Genomic DNA, 15,355 nt, shown 5'->3' on the forward strand with positions numbered 1-15,355 from the left:
CTATTCCCTCTTTCGGCCGCTCGCCTCACGCGACCTCGGCCGCGACCGAGTGCGCGCTGCATGGGTACATATCCGGCGTGAAGAACGGACGAACCTCGCACGTGCCCTCCCAGCCCGGCATGTGATCTATGTGGAGCTGCATGAATTCGACCGTCAGCGCCAACGCTTCCTCCTTGTTCTGAAATTCGAAGATCGCATAGCCGCCAACCACTTCCTTTGCCTCAACGAACGGGCCATCGACGATGACGAGTTTGCCGTCCTTGATGCTGACGCGAGCCCCGGTTTCCATCGGCATAAGCCCGGCGGTGTCGATCATGCGGCCGGCCTTGGTCTCGCGATCGGCGAGCTTGCTGATGGCTTCCATGAGCTCCGGCGTCGGCATGCCGATTTGAGCGGAGGTGATGATAGACATGAAACGCATTTGACCATTCCTTTCGAGGCGAGCCGCTGGCGCCAGTGCCGCTGAATTGTCTCGCTCAATACAACGACGAAGCAGTCCTTCGAAAATCGACAGACGATTTGAAAAAATGCATCGAAGGCGCCTCTGGCTCAAGATCCCAAACAGGCGCCGCGCTCTTCCCCGCACTCTTCATTGACTTCGAACGGTCGTTGAAAGATGGTTGGAGCCAACGCCGAAGCCATTGGATTTGAAGGGATGATAATACCTTCAGCCCTGGCAAGCATGAAGCCGCGAAAGCCGACAACAGGAGCCTGTTTTATGTTCGATCACATCTCGATTGGTGTCAAAAGCCTGGACAGAGCGCGGCAATTCTACGACGCGGCACTGGCACCGCTCGGCTACGAGCGGCTGTCGAATTTCGAAGGCACGATCGGATATGGCGCGGAGCGGGCGCAATTTTGGGTCATGGAAGTGGAGCGGCCGGTTCCGGCCGATCGCGGCTCCGGGCTGCATTTCTGCTTCGTCGCGCCGAGCCAGGCGGCGGTCGACGCCTTCTACGCCGCCGCGCTTGCCAACGGCGGCGAGGACAACGGCAAGCCTGGCATCCGGCCTGACTACAGCCAATTCTATTACGCAGCCTTCATCATCGATCCCGACGGTTATCGCCTCGAAGCTTACTTCCAGACCGGCGAATAATCTGCGGATAGAAATACAATAGAAGCGCCGGTCAGGCGGGCCTCGGCTAGGATTTTCCGCCGGATACAAAACAAGCCCGCCTTCAATCCTGAGCTGTCCCGTGCTAATCTCCTCGCCTTCGTCCGAGAATATCAGTGCTATCCTATTGTAACCTTCACCTTGGAGGCAGACATGACGATATTCAGCAAGGCAGTTATCTCTCGGCCGGGCGCTGAACGGATCGCCCGCACGCCCTTCGGCGCCCCCGTCGTCATTCACGCAACCGCCGCGGATACAAATGGCGCCATGGGCATGTGGGAAACATTCACCGCGCCCGGCCAAGGACCCGCGCCGCACACCCATACGCGCGAGATGGAGGTATTTCGCATCATTCGTGGCACATACCGCTTCCAGTGCGGCGAAGAGGGGTTCGATGCCGCTCCCGGCACCGTCGTCGCGCTGCCCCCACATGTGCGCCATAGCTGGCGCAACATCAGCGACGAAACCGGCCAGATGTTCGTCACTGTTACGCCCGGCGGATGTGAACAACTTTTCATAGACATCGAAGCGACAGGCGCGGATACGCCCGAAGAGATTGCTGTCATCGAGGCAAGGCTGGGAATCGTCAACGACGAAACCGAGGCCCTCTCCGCTCGCTCCGCAAATGATCGCGCTCGGTAATCGCCGCAATCGCGGAAATCTACTGTTCATTCACCAAAAGGAGAAACCGTGGGTCGTAAGCATTTGATGTTTCAGGCTACTGTCAGGCTTCTGCCGTAGGGAATGATGGGCGAAGATCATCAGTGCGTTTCGAGGCCGACGGACCCTCGTCCCATTCCTGTATGCGATGACGGAAGACGGCGTTTCCTGATGTATGAAGATTATGTTGCCTACCCCAAACGTGCGGCGTCGTTCGGAAGGCCGCTCGCCTCGTTCCTAGCACTATCCGCACTTTGGTGTTTGCTGCTTCTTCTCTTCAACAGATTTCCCCAGATCGATCTTTCCGTCGCCGGTAGCGTCTTTACGAATGGGCCTTGCGCTTCGGCAGACCCGGTCGGCGATGTCTGCGGCATGTTTGGCTATGACAGGGATCGGCTCTTCGTCAATCTGCGCTCCATCACGCTCGTTTTACCCTATATCGCAGTGGTCGTGCTGCTCGCCGTCATTTACTTGTCCTGGAGGAAACTCGGACCCCATTGGCGCACACCAAAAGTCAACCAGTGCGTAGCGGCACTCCTGTCACTTGCCCTCGGCTGCGGCGTCATCGTCAATCTGATCCTGAAAGCGTTCTCCGGCCGGCCGCGCCCCCGCGATACCGATCTCTTCGGTGGAGTGTTCAATTTCGTTGAGGCGGGCTCGTTTGCCGGCCAATGCCTGAAGAATTGTTCTTTCATTTCCGGAGAGTCATCATCGGCCGGATGGCTTCTCTGTCTCGTCCTGCTGCTGCCGCCGCGCTGGCGTCTTCCTCTCGGAGTGCCGCTCGCCGTCGCGTCGATCATAATGCCGACGATGCGTGTTCTGACCGGTGCCCACTATCTCTCCGATGCAGTCCTCGGTTGGCTTTTGTCGCTGGTCATCTTCGCAGCCATGTTGACCGTTTTCGAGATTTTCGGCCCCAGATCGCAGCGGCCTTGAGCGCAATGTTGCCGCGTTCAGCCGGCTTTCGGAAGAACGCTCGACCGGTGATGTCCCGATTTTCCGGCGCTTGAAGATGCTGTAGCTCTGCGGATGCGAGCGGTGAGCTCGCCAAGCCCGAACGGCTTTATAAGATAGTCCACCGCACCAATGCTCATTCCAGTCATTTGGTCCGAGAGCTGATCATAAGCGGACATGATGATCACCGGCGTCGAATCGACCTTCGTCCCCATATATCTCAGCAGTTCCAGGCCGCTTCCGTCCGGCAGGCGAAGGTCGAGGAGAACGACGCTATAAGCTCCGGCGGCGGCCGCCGTCATCGCGGACTTAAGGTCCGTCGACCAATCGACTGTCCAGCCCTCTGCAAGCAAATGATCCTGCACCGCATTGCCGATAATGGCATTGTCTTCGACCAGCAAAATCCGCACGACTTCTCCCTTGTTCGAGACATGAAGCTATGATCGGGATTGCTGACGGCGACCTGAAATTCGCGTGCCCAAGCGCCGAAAAGAGCGGGAAAACGGCAACGATCGTCAATCAGTTGTGCACAAACGAATGCCGTTCAGGTAAATGTCAGGAACGGCGGGCACGGTCGCGCGCTTTAAAATAGTCAAAGTTGCGCCCTATGCGCTGCGGTCTGCGGTTTCCGACTCGCTTCGCAGGAAACGCCTTGGAGAAAAACATTGGACGATAAAAACATCCAGCCTGGCCGACGAAGCATCCGGCCAGCAATCGGCAGCGTTACACTTTGCCTTTTAACCACGATTTATATCCTTCTTGTGACGAACCAGGCATTTTGGACCAAGGCTTATGGTTATTTTATTGCGGAGCCTGTTGCCTTTGCCGCCTTCGCCATTGGCATCTCCGCGGCCATCATGGCGCTCTTCACGTCTTTCTCCGCCAAATACCTCACGAAGCCGATCCTGATTTTCTTCGTTCTCGTGGCGGCGGTGTCCTCCTGGTTCAACGATCAATTCGGGGTCATCATCGACAAGGAGATGATCCGTAATGCCGCGGTATCGACTGGCGCCGAGGCTGGCCATCTGATCACGCTGCGCTTTGCGATGCATGTGCTGCTGACGGGTGTTTTGCCATCTCTGGTGATTGCATGGGTACGCATCGCGCATCGCCCCCTTCTCAAGAAGCTTGCCTATAATACCGCTGTCATCCTCTCCTGCCTCACCGTCTTCGTGATCGTAGGCACCAGCTTCTACAAGACGTTCGCAGGTGTCGGCCGTGCGCACCCCGATCTCGTGGATATGCTCAATCCAGTAATGCCGATCACCAGCGCCGTGCGCTACGCCATCAACTCGCGCAAGGATTCAAGCATTGTCGCACAGCCTCTGGGGACGGATGCCCACAGGGTTGGCACGACAGATAACGGCAAGCCGCGCGTGACGATCATCGTCGCCGGCGAAACCGCGCGTGCCAAAAACTTTTCACTCGGCGGCTATGGCAAGATGACCAATCCGGAACTGGCGAAACAGAATGTGGTCTACTTCCCCAAGACCAGCAGTTGCGGGACGGCGACAGCAACCTCGATCCCTTGTCTGTTCTCCGTTTATACGCGGGAGCAATATACCCACCTGAAGGGCCTAGAGACGCAGAATCTTCTTGACGTGCTGACCCATGCGAAGGTCGACGTGAGCTGGCTGGACAACGATACGGGCAGCTATCACGTCACCGACCGCGTTCCCTACACCTATCTGCCGACATCGGCCGATCCCCGCTTCTGCAAGGATGGCGAATGCCTGGATGCTATCCTGGTGGACAAGGTCGATAACTGGCTGGACCATGTCAAAGGAGACAGCGTCCTCGTGCTGCATCAACTCGGCAGCCACGGCCCTGCCTACTACCAGCGCTATCCCGAAGAGTTCCGCCGCTTCCAGCCCGACTGCCGCGCCAATGATTTCGGCAGTTGCACGCCGGAAGAGATCACCAACGCCTACGACAATACGATCCTCTATACGGACCATATCGTTTCGACGGTGATCGATAAATTGAAGCAGCGCTCAAATTCGCTGTCCGGCGCAGTCGTGTATTTCTCCGATCACGGCGAGTCGCTTGGCGAAAACGGGATCTACCTGCACGGTACGCCCTATATCATCGCCCCTTCGGAACAGACCCATGTGCCGTTCCTGGTCTGGGTGGCCGACGATCTGGCAAAGACGGGCGGCTATGACATGGCCTGCCTCGGAAAACGCGCCGCTGACGGCACCTATTCTCACGACAATATCTTCCACAGCGTCCTCGGCCTGATGGATGTCGCGACGAAGGTCTACGACCGCAGCCTGGATGTCTTCGCCGAATGCCGCCGTTCGCCGAACAAGCTGGCGCAATTGAATTGACGGCGAGCAGCCTCGAACCCGACTTGCGGTCCCGCTAAGCCGCGATCGCAAGTCCTCCCGCACCGTTCAAAGCCGCGCCGGCTGACGCACCGTGCGCTCATTCTCCACATTGCCGGTATTGAGCGTCGTGTTCCGCTCCAGCAGCAGAACCTCGCATGTCGGCTCCGCCGTGGGGCAATGTTCGACGCCGTGCGGCACGATGATGTATTCGCCAGGGCCGAGGATGATATCGCCGCCATTCTCCTCGCGCAGCTTCATGCGAAGCGTGCCTCTGATAACGAGGAACAACTCGTCCTCCTCCTCGTGATGATGCCAATGAAAGGCGCCTTCGAGTTTGACGAGTTTGATCTGAAAGTCGTTGATGTCGCCGCCGATCCGCGGGATCCAAGGCTCGTTGAACGCCGCAAAGGCTTTCGTGAGATTGATTTTCTTCAGCTCTGACATGCGCCTCCTCCTTTTCCCTCCAACGATCGAATGCCGGGACGCTATTGATGGCGGCCGCGTCAAACGCAACGCCACCACATTACCACACCGGGACCATATCGAATTCTTCGAACGGAATCGCCGAAACTTTGCGGATGGTTCGCGCGGGGGAACGGGGGTAAAGGCCTCCCCCTAATGGAATTGCTATAGGCGACGGAAAAATCATGACGGCAAACACTGTCGAATTCGGGCTCGATACCTTCGGCGACGTGACCCAAGACGAAGGTGGAACACTGGAATCCCACGCACAGGTCATCCGTAATGTGATCGAGGAAGGCGTGTTCGCGGACCAGCTCGGGGTCGATTTCTTCGGCATCGGCGAGCATCATCGTCAGGATTTCGCCGTCTCCTCGCCGGAAACGGTGCTTGCCGCGATTGCCGGCCGTACATCGCGTATCCGCCTTGGCTCCGCAGTCACGGTTTTGAGCTCAGACGATCCTATCCGCGTCTTCCAGCGTTTTTCCAGCCTGGATGCGGCCTCGAGCGGGCGCGCCGAGGTGATCCTCGGCCGCGGTTCGTTCACCGAATCCTTCCCGCTCTTCGGTTTCGAGCTGTCGCAATATGAAAAACTGTTCGAGGAAAAGCTCGATCTTTTCGCCGCCCTGCTTTCCAACGAACCGGTCAACTGGAAGGGAACGACACGCCCGCCGCTCAGCAATCAGCGCGTCTTCCCGACGATCGAGAAGGGTAGCCTAAAGACATGGATTGGCGTTGGCGGCAGCCCGGCTTCGGTCGTCCGCGCCGCACAATATAACCTGCCGCTGATGCTGGCGATCATCGGTGGCAGCCCTTACCGCTTCCAGCCCTATATTGATCTCTATCACAGGGCGTTCGCGCAATTGGGCGGTACGGTTCAGCCGATCGGCATCCATTCGCCGGGCTATATTGCCGATACGGACGATCTGGCCCGCGAAGAACTGTGGCCGAGCTACAAGGCGATGCGCGATCGCATCGGCCGCGAGCGCGGCTGGCCGCCGATGACGCGCAACGAATTCGATAGCGAGATCGAAAGCGGTTCGCTCTATGTCGGCTCGCCCGAAACCGTCGCCGCCAAGCTCGCACCGGTCATCAAGACGCTCGGCATCAGCCGCTTCCAGTTGAAATACAGCGCCGGCATGCTCAGCCACAGCAAACTGATGCATTGCATCGAACTTTATGGCCAGAAAGTTATCCCCGCGGTGCGAGCGGCGATAAGCAACGAGAGCTGAGATCCAGCTTTTTCAGCGGAAGGCTCGCCCTTCGGCGATCAGGCCGAAATCTCGTGGAATGTCATGGCAACGCCGTTCATGCAGTAGCGCAAGCCTGTCGGCTTTGGCCCGTCCGGAAAGACATGGCCGAGATGGCCGCCGCAGCGGCTGCAATGCACAGCCGTACGCGCCATGCCGAAGGAATGGTCCTCAGTCGTTCCGACTGCACCGTCGATCGGCGCCCAAAAGCTCGGCCAGCCGGTGCCGCTGTCAAACTTCGTGCTTGAAGAGAAAACATCCTGCTGGCAGCCGGCACAGGCGAAATTGCCCTTGCGCTCCTCATGCAGCAGCGGGCTGGAAAAAGGATATTCCGTCCCCTCCTCGCGCAGCACGGCATATTGGTCCGGCGTCAGCAGCTTGTGCCATTCTTCGTCGGTGTGGGTAACGGGAAATTTCTCGGCCGCAACGACCGGGCCTGAAGCCAAACCAAGTCGGGCCGCAACCGCCCCGAGGCCAGCGGCGATGAGGAGAAGTCGTCTGTTCAACATGTCTGGAACTCCCATCGAAGGGACGATCACCTGTCCCGCAAAATATACGGCGCTGGCGCGGATTTTGTTACATATCTGCGCGTGAAGCACCGAAACGTGATCATGAATGTGACTTTCGGCATGGTCTTACCCGAAAAATTCGAGCGGCTTTCGGATAAGATCATGCAAAATCGACAGCTATCCGTTGCCCAGGATTCACTGCATGAACAGTCTCACACCGATCCTTTCCACCATAACGGCGTCCTTCCTTGGCTCTTTCGTCGAGGTCGTGGAAGCTTTCACTATCGTCCTTGCCGTCGGCGTCACACGGAGCTGGCGTCCGGCGCTGACCGGTGCCGCTCTCGCGCTTGCGGTGCTTGCAGCCCTCGTCCTCATCTTCGGGCCGCTGTTGGCGCTGGTGCCGATTACCACACTGCAATTCGTTGTCGGCGTTCTCCTGATCCTGTTCGGCATGCGCTGGCTGCGCAAAGCCATTCTGCGCTCACTCGGCGTAATAGCCCTGCATGATGAGGAAGCAGCCTTCTCCAAGGAAACAGCGGCGCTCCGGCAACAATCCGAGGACCTGCGCGCTGATTATCTCGCCGGCCTTGCTTCGTTCAAGGCGGTGCTGTTGGAAGGCGTCGAGGTGGTCTTCATCGTCATCGCCGTCGGCGGTGCCCATGGCCTGACGCTCTTTGCCGGCCTCGGCGCTCTGGCTGCGTTCATCCTGGTGATGCTGATCGGTCTGCTGGTCCATCGCCCGCTCGCGACAGTGCCGGAAAACACGCTCAAATTCATCGTCGGGCTGATGCTGACCAGCTTCGGCATTTTCTGGACCGGCGAAGGCATCGGCGCGGATTGGCCAGGCGAAGACCTTGCGCTTATCGCCATCTTCGCAATCGTTGCCCTGGCGTCCTTCGCCATCATCCGCAGCCTGCGCGGCTCTATCGGCAAATCCACAGCAAAGGCAGTCCAATGAACATTATCCGCATCGCCCTATCCGAACTTATCGGCATGTTCATCGACGACGGCAGCCTAGCGGCCTTTTCCCTGATCCTGGTGATCGCGGTCGCTGTCGCGGTCAAGCTTCTCGCATTGCCGCCGCTCATCGGCGGCCTGCTTCTGCTACTGGGCTGCCTCGCCATCCTCCTATACAGCGTTCGCCGCGCCGTGAAACGATGACATGACTATTCCTCTGCGGGCACCGGCATGCTCCCTCGACAGAGGGTCTCGCAGATGCGAAGAATTACGGGAATTTCAGCGCGATCGAGAGGCGTTCAGATGAGCAGCGCGTATCCGGAAATCTATCTGGTTCGGCATGGACAGACGGAATGGAGCCTGTCCGGCCGGCACACTGGGCGAGCCGATATCCCCCTTACCCCCGCCGGTGAAGAAGCCGCCCGCAAGGTGGCTGGCCGCCTGCCCGCCATCGATTTCGCTACTGTTTGGTCGAGCCCGTCTGAGCGCGCCAAAAGCACCAGCACGCTCGCCGGCTTCGGCGATGCCCGTGCCGTCAAGGACGATCTGGCGGAGTGGAATTATGGCGCCTATGAGGGCATCACCACCAAGGAAATCCTTGCTCAGCGCCCCGGCTGGCAACTCTTTCGCGACGGATGCCCTGATGGCGAAACCGCAGCCGATGTCGGCGCAAGAGCCGACAGGATTATCAGCGAGCTACGGCAGGTGAACGGCAACGTCCTGATCTTCTCCAGCGCGCATTTCCTGAGGGTCTTCGCCGCCCGCTGGCTCGGCCTTCAGCCGCAAGGCGGCGCACATTTCGTGCTCGACACCACCAGCATCAGCATTCTCGGCTATGAACACGATCTGAGCGAACCGGTCATCCGCCGCTGGAACCAGGTTTAACGGGACGTCGATCGATAGACATCGAGCGGCAATAGGGCCGCTCGATCAAAGCTCCGCGACCACCTTTACCAGGCAGTCAGCCCCAGCAGTTTTTCGCCCAGCGGTGTCAACACCGCCGTCTCGGCATTGTGTTTTTCCCACTTCCGGGGATCACCGGGAAACGCGTCACGCATCGGATGATCGCGCTCGCGCCACAAGCGGATGCGTTCTTCACGCTCGGCAACATTGCCGAACTCGGCCGGATGCATCGAAATATACTGCGCCATGCGGACGCGGTTTTCCGCGTGGTTTGGGCGGACTCCGTGAGCAAGCAATGAATTGAAGATCATCAGATCGCCCGGCTCCATGTCGATGTTGACGACCGAGAGGCCGGCCATGTCGGGGTGCATGGGGTCCCGATCCGCGGGCTGGGTTTTTTCCCATTCCTCAAAGTGCTCGAACAGCTCCGGCACGCACTGAAAACCCCCGACATCCCCGTCCTGCTTCTTCAGGCTCAAGACGCCCTGCACGCCTATCGGCAGGGGGCGAAGGGACGTGTCGACGTCCCAGTGAATGAAGCCGTTCGGATTGCCCTTGATCTTCTTCGGGGGATTGAGATTGGCGCGATCGATCGTCACCCACAGGTCTTCGCGGTCCCAAATATCAACGAAGGCGCCATAGATGCGCGGCTCCATGCGATTGTCCCAAAGGTACTGGTGATTGTAGATCTCCAGCATGCCGGTGTTGTTGAGCTCCTTCATCTTGTGCTCGCGGCGCTGTGGCGCATACCAAGTCGATGGATCATTCGGGTCCTTCTCGTCGAAGGTCCAAAGCACCTCTGCAAGCCGCTCGACATTTGCCGGGGGGACAGCCTGCCGCACGATCACATAACCCTTGGTGATCCAATGCTGCCAGTCTTGTTGCGAGAGAACCCGCAGCGGCAATGTCTTCCTTATGTCCTTCAACTGCGTCACGGCCGAAGAAGCGGTTGGATGCGCGTCCCGTTTCAAACTTTGCTGCATATGAGTCTCCCATCTGGTTATCCCTGTCACGTCAGGCGATGCTCGAGCAATAATGGGATGTCGGCAGTCCGTGTTGCTTGGTCCTGGCTTTTTCTGATACTATTCTGGCTTCTGTACTCTAGTTGACGCCCGATGAGACCCTATCTTGAGATATTGCCGCAGTCGCCGGAAACGTCGTGGAGCATGCTCAACCGGCGGCTCGACGATGTCATCCCCTTTCAATGGCATCATCATCCCGAATTCGAACTCACGCTCACGCTGAACTCGATCGGTCAGCGTTTCATCGGTGACCATAGCGGCGATTACGGCGACGGCGATCTCGTGCTCGTCGGACCCAACCTGCCGCATACATGGGCCTCACGCGCAAAGATCGATGAGCATAAGCCGCATGTCGCCCTTGTCTTTTGGTTCCATCGCGAATGGCTGTTGCAGATATCAGGCGGTGCTGTCGAATTTCGGCCGATCGAGGCGATGGTGATGCGAGCCGATAACGGCTTGCAATTTTCGAAAGAGATCGCCGCGGCGGTACGGCTGGAATTCGAAGCAGTCTTTGAAAAACCGCCCGTCGAACGGCTGCTGTCGCTGTTGAGCATCCTTGTCACCATTGCCGGCGACAGGCAGGCGATGCCGCTTGCGAGCGCACCAGGCCAATCGCAGGAACTGAGGGAGAGCCGGGAACGCATCGACCGTGTTCTGACACACATGCATCTCAACTATGCGCGCGCCGTCAGCCTGGACGAATTGGCCGATATCGCCGCGCTCAGCGTTTCCGGTCTGCATCGGATGTTTCGCCGCCACACCGGCACCGCCATTTCCGACTACCTCATGCGTATGCGCATTGGCGACGCCTGTGCTCGCCTCTCCTCCACCAATCAAGCGGTCCATCATATCAGCGATGCCGTCGGCTATAATTCAATCGCCAATTTCAACAGGCAGTTCAAAACCCTGAAAGGCATGACGCCACGGGAGTACAGAAGATTGTTCGTCAGACGGTGACTCAGGGAACTCGAAGCAGCGCGGCAATCCTTGCCGCCGCGGCGTCCGCAGCCTCGGGCGCCATGCGTGCTATGCCGAACAGCAGTCCCGACCGCGGAGGGCCAAGATGCAGCGCGGACATGGAGCGAAGCGCAAAGCCCTGAGCGTTGATCCTTTGTAAGGCCGCCCGGTCATCCGTGCTGGCGTTGCGGAACCATGTCGCCAGTTGCAGCCCGCCGGTGCCCTCGCCGATATCGAGCCAATCTCCGCAATGACGGCGCAACGCGGAAACAGCCGCTGCCATACGCGCGGCATAGATCGCGTTCATGTGCCTCAGATGCGCGCGAAAACGGCCTTCGCGGATAAAATCGGCAAGCGCCGCCTGGATGTGGATCGGCACGACAGCCCCTCTCAGCCGCTGCGCGGCCGCGGCCTCGGACACGAGCCAGGACGGCACGACTGCGTAGGCGACGCGCAGGCCGGGGGCGAGCGTCTTCGAGAAAGTTCCGAGATAGGCAACCACTTCGCCGCGATCGATGCCCTGCAGCGCGGCGATCGGGCGGGAGGCATACTGGAATTCGCTGTCATAATCGTCTTCCAACACCACCGAGCCGTTGGCGCGGGCAAATTCCAGCAGTGCCAGACGGCGCGGCAGGCTCATCGTCACGCCGGTCGGATATTGATGCGAGGGCGTGACATAGATCAGCCGTGGCGGCGGACCGGCGGCTCTTGCGACATCGATGCCCGCCTGGTCGCATGGCACCGGCGCGAGGTCCGCGCCTGCCATCCGCAGCAACGCCTGCGCCGTGGCATAACCCGGTTCCTCCATCCAGGCGATCCTCCCATCTGGGCGATCAGGCTGCAACAGGACGCGCGCCAGCAGATCGATGGCGGCTCCGGTGGAGGGAACGATGAGGAGTTGTTCGGGGCGGGCAGTCACGCCGCGCGTGGCGGAGATATGATCGAGGATAGCCTCGCGCAACTCGCGAATGCCGCTATGCGCGCCGTAGCCGAGATCATGCACCCGCAGCGAACGGCCGCGAGCGCCGAGGCATCGCGCCCAGGCGGCGTGCGGAAAAGCTGAAACATCCGGCACGCCCGGCTCGAACAGGCCGCCTGCGGCACTCTCGGTCATCGGCATCGGACTGAGCGGCGTCGACGCAGCTTGCCCTTGCAGAGGCGGTGTCGTGAATGCGGCGACGCGGGTCGCGGCACCCGTCGCCGATTGCAGATAGCCCTCCGCTTTCAGCCGCTCATAGGCGTTGACCACGGTGGAGCGCGCAACACCAAGCGAAATCGCGAGCATTCGTGTCGACGGCAGCCGCTGTCCCGGCGGCATCTGCCCCTGGAGTATGCGATCGCGCATCACGCGATACACTTGGCCTTCTAGGTCGCCCGCCACGCGATCGAGCGCCGGCCATTGTGCAATCGCTGCCATGACATCTCCAACTGGTCTGCTAGAAATACAAAAACTGGCTATTTATAACCTACCTCTTTGGCGGCATAGATCAAAATGATACCAGTGAGGAAACGATGGCTGACCTTTACCCGCCCCAAGCTGACGACTATCCGACCACCGAACGCTCGCGCGTGCGGCGCGAACATCATCGCGGCAGCCATGCTCGCACGAATGTCCATGCCATTCTGGATGCATCACCCCTCTGTCACGTCGGCTATGTCATCAATGGTGCGCCCTATGTGACGCCGACGCTGCATTGGCGCGAGGGCGACCATGTCTATTGGCACGGTTCGGCGGCAAGCCGCTTTCTGCGCGCGGCTGAGGATATGCCTGTCTGCCTCACCTGCAGCCTCATGGATGGTTATGTGCTTGCCCGTTCCGCCTTCAACCACTCGGTCAACTACCGTTCCGCCATGGTTTTCGGCACGGCCCGCCTTCTCGAGGATGTCGAGGAGAAGGCCGATGCGCTCCGCCGCTTCATCGAAAATCTGTTCCCCGGCCGCTGGGACGGCCTGCGACCGATGACCCGCCAGGAGGTGAAAGCGACATCGGTCCTGAGGATGGAAATAGACGAGGCGACGGCCAAGGTCCGTAACGGCCCGCCAGGCGATATTGACGAGGCGGATTTCCCCGTCTGGGCGGGCGTCCTGCCGGTGCGAAGCCATCTGGCTCCGGCGGAAGCGGCACCGGGATTGCCGCATGGGATAGAGCTACCCGAACCGCTGGCGGCACTGATACAATCGGGCCGGATTAGATAGATTATTTTTTGATTTGATACCAAAGGACTTCGATATGGACCTTGCGAATTGGAATGGCGTGCCGCGCCCGGAACGGATCACTTTGGAAGGCCGCTATGTCCGGCTGGAGCCGCTCGACCCGGCGCGCCATGGCGCTGATCTCTACGCCTCGGCGCAAGCGCCCGGTGCCGAAGATCGCTTCCGCTATCTGTTCGAGAATGCACCGGCCGATCTCGCCGCCTTCACGCCATGGCTCGAAAAGGCCGCTTCCGGCACCGACCCGCTGTTTTTCGCTACGATCGACAAGCGGACCGGCAAGGCCGAAGGCCGCCAGGCGCTGATGCGCATCGATCCCGTGCATGGCGTCATCGAGATTGGCAGCATCCTCTGGGGGCCGGCGATCGCGCGCAGCCGCGTCACCACCGAAACGCTCTATCTCTTCGCTTCCTATGTCTTCGATACGCTCGGCTATCGCCGTTTCGAGTGGAAATGCAACAATCTCAACGAGCCATCGAAGCGCGCTGCGGAGCGTTTCGGCTTCACCTTCGAAGGCATCTTCCGCCAGCACATGGTCGCCAAGGGCAAGAACCGCGACACCGCCTGGTACGCGATGATCGACGCCGATTGGCCGCGCCTGAAGGCCGGTTACGAGAGATGGCTGTCTCCTGAGAATTTCGACGAGGCCGGGCAGCAGAAGATCAGGCTGACGTTCGACCGCTGATCGCGCACCCGGCGGTCGCTCCGATTCGAGAGATGACCGCCGGCCACATCGGCCTTGTCAGACCGCCCGGAACGCGTTCTGCAACATGAGAGAAACGCAAACGCTTCCGACGAACTCAAGATTTCGCTTCCTCGCCCACAATCATCGCGGTACATATCGCGCATATTTTAAGCGCCACCCCACCCCGATCGATTAGAATCCGAGGATAATGGCATGACATTTCAAAACAGTTCGCGTCTCTACGCTGCTGTTTCATCCTTGTTGTGGCCGGTGATCTTTTGCGCCGGACTGACAGGCTCCTATTTCGCGTTTCAGTCGCCGATGCGGCTCCTTTGGTTCAATGTCGTCTACCTCTCCATCGTCGCGACGATTGCGCTTTTCGAGCGGCTTATGCCCTATGAGGAGACCTGGCTGGAACGCGACGGCGAGACGATCAGCAATATCGCGCACACGCTTTTGAGCAAAGGCAGCGTGCAGATCGCAGCAGCCATTGGCACGTCATTTCCGATGGCGGTGGCGACCGTGGCGCAGCCTCTCCTGAGCCACCAGGCCCATATATGGCCGGAGCAATGGCCGCTGGCCTTGCAGGTCGTGCTGGGGTTGATCATCGCCGAATTCGGCCTCTATGCCGCCCATCGCCTTGCGCATGAGTACCTGACGCTTTGGCGTTTCCATGCCCTGCATCACAGCGTCGAGCGCTTGTGGGTCATCAATACCGGGCGTTTCCACATCATTGATTCGCTGTTCAAGATCGCGCTTGGCCAGATCCCGCTCTATCTCCTTGGTGCGCCGCTGCCGGTTTTCCTGTGGATTGGCGCGGTGACGGCGTTTATCGGCCTCCTCACCCATTGCAACATCGACGTGCGCACCGGCCCGCTCGACTGGTTCCTCTCGACGCCGCGCCTGCACCGCTGGCATCACTCGAAACTGCTTTCCGAGGGCAACACCAATTACGGCGAAAACCTCGTGATCTGGGACCAGATTCTCGGAACCTACTACAATCCGCCGCGCCCCTCCTCCACCGACATCGGCATCAGCGGCAAGGTTGCCAAGGGCTTCCTTGCCCAGCTCGTGCAGCCCTTCTCCACCAAGGGACGCAGGCAGATCATCGGGAAAAAGCCGAAGGAGCTGGTGGCCAAGGAAAAGCTGGCAGCAAGGAAGGCCTCCGTTCGTAAGCAAGCCGACGAGCCGATCCGAAAACGGGCTGAAGGAAGATGATGAACGGCATCCATCGGTTGGTGTCGAAGCGCGCTGGCAATGGCCGGAAGGCATAGACTTTTTTCATCGAAACCGGCGCCGCCAAATGCGAGGATGCAACCAGTGCTCGGAAACCTATTTCAAACC

Annotated in this window: 18 protein-coding genes; 12 read left to right on the forward strand and 6 right to left on the reverse strand. The window is 59.5% G+C overall.

Going from position 1 to position 15,355, the window contains the following annotated elements; all coding sequences use genetic code 11:
• Positions 1-25: 25 nt before the first annotated feature.
• Positions 26-421 carry a YciI family protein gene (locus tag NXC24_RS14495; RefSeq protein WP_104823931.1) on the reverse strand — a complete coding sequence of 132 codons (396 nt, stop codon included), beginning with the start codon at positions 419-421 and terminating at the stop codon, positions 26-28.
• Positions 422-718: 297 nt separating this feature from the next.
• Between NXC24_RS14495 and NXC24_RS14500 the strand changes: the two genes are divergently transcribed.
• The 3 genes from NXC24_RS14500 to NXC24_RS14510 all read left to right on the forward strand — a co-directional run bounded on the left by NXC24_RS14500 (position 719) and on the right by NXC24_RS14510 (position 2,710).
• Positions 719-1,096 carry a VOC family protein gene (locus NXC24_RS14500; RefSeq protein WP_104823932.1) on the forward strand — a complete coding sequence of 126 codons (378 nt, stop codon included), beginning with the start codon at positions 719-721 and terminating at the stop codon, positions 1,094-1,096.
• Positions 1,097-1,267: 171 nt separating this feature from the next.
• Complete coding sequence (locus tag NXC24_RS14505; protein ID WP_104823933.1) at positions 1,268-1,756, forward strand: cupin domain-containing protein; 489 nt, start codon at positions 1,268-1,270, stop codon at positions 1,754-1,756.
• A gap of 189 nt (positions 1,757-1,945) precedes the next feature.
• Positions 1,946-2,710 carry a phosphatase PAP2 family protein gene (locus NXC24_RS14510; protein WP_104823934.1) on the forward strand — a complete coding sequence of 255 codons (765 nt, stop codon included), beginning with the start codon at positions 1,946-1,948 and terminating at the stop codon, positions 2,708-2,710.
• Between the two features lie 17 nt (positions 2,711-2,727).
• Here the strand turns inward: NXC24_RS14510 and NXC24_RS14515 are convergent, their stop codons facing one another.
• The gene (locus tag NXC24_RS14515) at positions 2,728-3,138 is read right to left on the reverse strand and encodes a response regulator (protein WP_104823935.1); all 411 of its coding nucleotides are present in this window, start codon (positions 3,136-3,138) and stop codon (positions 2,728-2,730) included.
• Positions 3,139-3,393: 255 nt separating this feature from the next.
• Here NXC24_RS14515 and NXC24_RS14520 point away from each other — a divergent pair, with 255 nt between their 5' ends.
• The gene (locus NXC24_RS14520) at positions 3,394-5,058 is read left to right on the forward strand and encodes a phosphoethanolamine--lipid A transferase (protein ID WP_104823936.1); all 1,665 of its coding nucleotides are present in this window, start codon (positions 3,394-3,396) and stop codon (positions 5,056-5,058) included.
• Between the two features lie 66 nt (positions 5,059-5,124).
• On the opposite strand, the gene NXC24_RS14525 is transcribed toward NXC24_RS14520, so the two are convergent.
• Positions 5,125-5,502, reverse strand: coding sequence for a cupin domain-containing protein (locus NXC24_RS14525; protein ID WP_104823937.1), 378 nt, complete (start codon positions 5,500-5,502; stop codon positions 5,125-5,127).
• Between the two features lie 203 nt (positions 5,503-5,705).
• Here NXC24_RS14525 and NXC24_RS14530 point away from each other — a divergent pair, with 203 nt between their 5' ends.
• Complete coding sequence (locus NXC24_RS14530) at positions 5,706-6,749, forward strand: LLM class flavin-dependent oxidoreductase (RefSeq protein ID WP_104823938.1); 1,044 nt, start codon at positions 5,706-5,708, stop codon at positions 6,747-6,749.
• A 38-nt stretch (positions 6,750-6,787) separates the two neighbouring features.
• Here the strand turns inward: NXC24_RS14530 and msrB are convergent, their stop codons facing one another.
• On the reverse strand, positions 6,788-7,276 hold the full coding sequence (gene msrB, locus NXC24_RS14535) for a peptide-methionine (R)-S-oxide reductase MsrB (RefSeq protein WP_104823939.1): 489 nt from the start codon (positions 7,274-7,276) through the stop codon (positions 6,788-6,790).
• Positions 7,277-7,478: 202 nt separating this feature from the next.
• Here msrB and NXC24_RS14540 point away from each other — a divergent pair, with 202 nt between their 5' ends.
• The 3 genes from NXC24_RS14540 (at position 7,479) to NXC24_RS14550 (ending at position 9,118) form a co-directional block, all read left to right on the forward strand.
• Positions 7,479-8,234: a COG4280 domain-containing protein gene (locus NXC24_RS14540; protein ID WP_104823940.1), complete on the forward strand. Its 756-nt coding sequence runs from the start codon at positions 7,479-7,481 to the stop codon at positions 8,232-8,234.
• Positions 8,231-8,437, forward strand: a complete 207-nt coding sequence (locus NXC24_RS14545; RefSeq protein WP_104823941.1) for a hypothetical protein — start codon at positions 8,231-8,233, stop codon at positions 8,435-8,437. Before NXC24_RS14540 ends, NXC24_RS14545 begins: the two co-directional genes overlap by 4 nt.
• Before the next feature lie 99 nt (positions 8,438-8,536).
• On the forward strand, positions 8,537-9,118 hold the full coding sequence (locus tag NXC24_RS14550) for a histidine phosphatase family protein (protein WP_104823942.1): 582 nt from the start codon (positions 8,537-8,539) through the stop codon (positions 9,116-9,118).
• Positions 9,119-9,183: 65 nt separating this feature from the next.
• On the opposite strand, the gene NXC24_RS14555 is transcribed toward NXC24_RS14550, so the two are convergent.
• Positions 9,184-10,119 carry a phytanoyl-CoA dioxygenase family protein gene (locus NXC24_RS14555; RefSeq protein WP_104823943.1) on the reverse strand — a complete coding sequence of 312 codons (936 nt, stop codon included), beginning with the start codon at positions 10,117-10,119 and terminating at the stop codon, positions 9,184-9,186.
• A 132-nt stretch (positions 10,120-10,251) separates the two neighbouring features.
• Between NXC24_RS14555 and NXC24_RS14560 the strand changes: the two genes are divergently transcribed.
• Positions 10,252-11,115 (forward strand): AraC family transcriptional regulator, encoded by an 864-nt coding sequence (locus NXC24_RS14560; protein ID WP_104823944.1) that lies wholly within the window; start codon positions 10,252-10,254, stop codon positions 11,113-11,115.
• A gap of 1 nt (position 11,116) precedes the next feature.
• Here the strand turns inward: NXC24_RS14560 and NXC24_RS14565 are convergent, their stop codons facing one another.
• Positions 11,117-12,532 carry a PLP-dependent aminotransferase family protein gene (locus NXC24_RS14565; RefSeq protein ID WP_104823945.1) on the reverse strand — a complete coding sequence of 472 codons (1,416 nt, stop codon included), beginning with the start codon at positions 12,530-12,532 and terminating at the stop codon, positions 11,117-11,119.
• Between the two features lie 95 nt (positions 12,533-12,627).
• Here NXC24_RS14565 and NXC24_RS14570 point away from each other — a divergent pair, with 95 nt between their 5' ends.
• The 3 genes from NXC24_RS14570 to NXC24_RS14580 all read left to right on the forward strand — a co-directional run bounded on the left by NXC24_RS14570 (position 12,628) and on the right by NXC24_RS14580 (position 15,229).
• Positions 12,628-13,311 carry a pyridoxamine 5'-phosphate oxidase family protein gene (locus tag NXC24_RS14570; protein WP_104823946.1) on the forward strand — a complete coding sequence of 228 codons (684 nt, stop codon included), beginning with the start codon at positions 12,628-12,630 and terminating at the stop codon, positions 13,309-13,311.
• 34 nt (positions 13,312-13,345) lie between these two features.
• Positions 13,346-14,011, forward strand: coding sequence for a GNAT family protein (locus tag NXC24_RS14575; RefSeq protein WP_104823947.1), 666 nt, complete (start codon positions 13,346-13,348; stop codon positions 14,009-14,011).
• 213 nt (positions 14,012-14,224) lie between these two features.
• Positions 14,225-15,229 carry a sterol desaturase family protein gene (locus NXC24_RS14580; protein ID WP_104823948.1) on the forward strand — a complete coding sequence of 335 codons (1,005 nt, stop codon included), beginning with the start codon at positions 14,225-14,227 and terminating at the stop codon, positions 15,227-15,229.
• Positions 15,230-15,355: the final 126 nt, after the last annotated feature.

The organism is Rhizobium sp. NXC24, from assembly GCF_002944315.1.
Taxonomy (GTDB): Bacteria; Pseudomonadota; Alphaproteobacteria; order Rhizobiales; family Rhizobiaceae; genus Rhizobium.

What these genes read in the sequence shown, in the direction of transcription:
- NXC24_RS14495 (WP_104823931.1), bottom strand. Translation starts at nt 421, where the DNA reads ATGCGTTTCATGTCTATCATCACCTCCGCTCAAATCGGCATGCCGACG.
- NXC24_RS14500 (WP_104823932.1), top strand. Translation starts at nt 719, where the DNA reads ATGTTCGATCACATCTCGATTGGTGTCAAAAGCCTGGACAGAGCGCGG.
- NXC24_RS14505 (WP_104823933.1), top strand. Translation starts at nt 1,268, where the DNA reads ATGACGATATTCAGCAAGGCAGTTATCTCTCGGCCGGGCGCTGAACGG.
- NXC24_RS14510 (WP_104823934.1), top strand. Translation starts at nt 1,946, where the DNA reads ATGTATGAAGATTATGTTGCCTACCCCAAACGTGCGGCGTCGTTCGGA.
- NXC24_RS14525 (WP_104823937.1), bottom strand. Translation starts at nt 5,502, where the DNA reads ATGTCAGAGCTGAAGAAAATCAATCTCACGAAAGCCTTTGCGGCGTTC.
- NXC24_RS14530 (WP_104823938.1), top strand. Translation starts at nt 5,706, where the DNA reads ATGACGGCAAACACTGTCGAATTCGGGCTCGATACCTTCGGCGACGTG.
- msrB (WP_104823939.1), bottom strand. Translation starts at nt 7,276, where the DNA reads ATGTTGAACAGACGACTTCTCCTCATCGCCGCTGGCCTCGGGGCGGTT.
- NXC24_RS14540 (WP_104823940.1), top strand. Translation starts at nt 7,479, where the DNA reads ATGAACAGTCTCACACCGATCCTTTCCACCATAACGGCGTCCTTCCTT.
- NXC24_RS14545 (WP_104823941.1), top strand. Translation starts at nt 8,231, where the DNA reads ATGAACATTATCCGCATCGCCCTATCCGAACTTATCGGCATGTTCATC.
- NXC24_RS14550 (WP_104823942.1), top strand. Translation starts at nt 8,537, where the DNA reads ATGAGCAGCGCGTATCCGGAAATCTATCTGGTTCGGCATGGACAGACG.
- NXC24_RS14555 (WP_104823943.1), bottom strand. Translation starts at nt 10,119, where the DNA reads ATGCAGCAAAGTTTGAAACGGGACGCGCATCCAACCGCTTCTTCGGCC.
- NXC24_RS14560 (WP_104823944.1), top strand. Translation starts at nt 10,252, where the DNA reads ATGAGACCCTATCTTGAGATATTGCCGCAGTCGCCGGAAACGTCGTGG.
- NXC24_RS14565 (WP_104823945.1), bottom strand. Translation starts at nt 12,532, where the DNA reads ATGGCAGCGATTGCACAATGGCCGGCGCTCGATCGCGTGGCGGGCGAC.
- NXC24_RS14570 (WP_104823946.1), top strand. Translation starts at nt 12,628, where the DNA reads ATGGCTGACCTTTACCCGCCCCAAGCTGACGACTATCCGACCACCGAA.
- NXC24_RS14575 (WP_104823947.1), top strand. Translation starts at nt 13,346, where the DNA reads ATGGACCTTGCGAATTGGAATGGCGTGCCGCGCCCGGAACGGATCACT.
- NXC24_RS14580 (WP_104823948.1), top strand. Translation starts at nt 14,225, where the DNA reads ATGACATTTCAAAACAGTTCGCGTCTCTACGCTGCTGTTTCATCCTTG.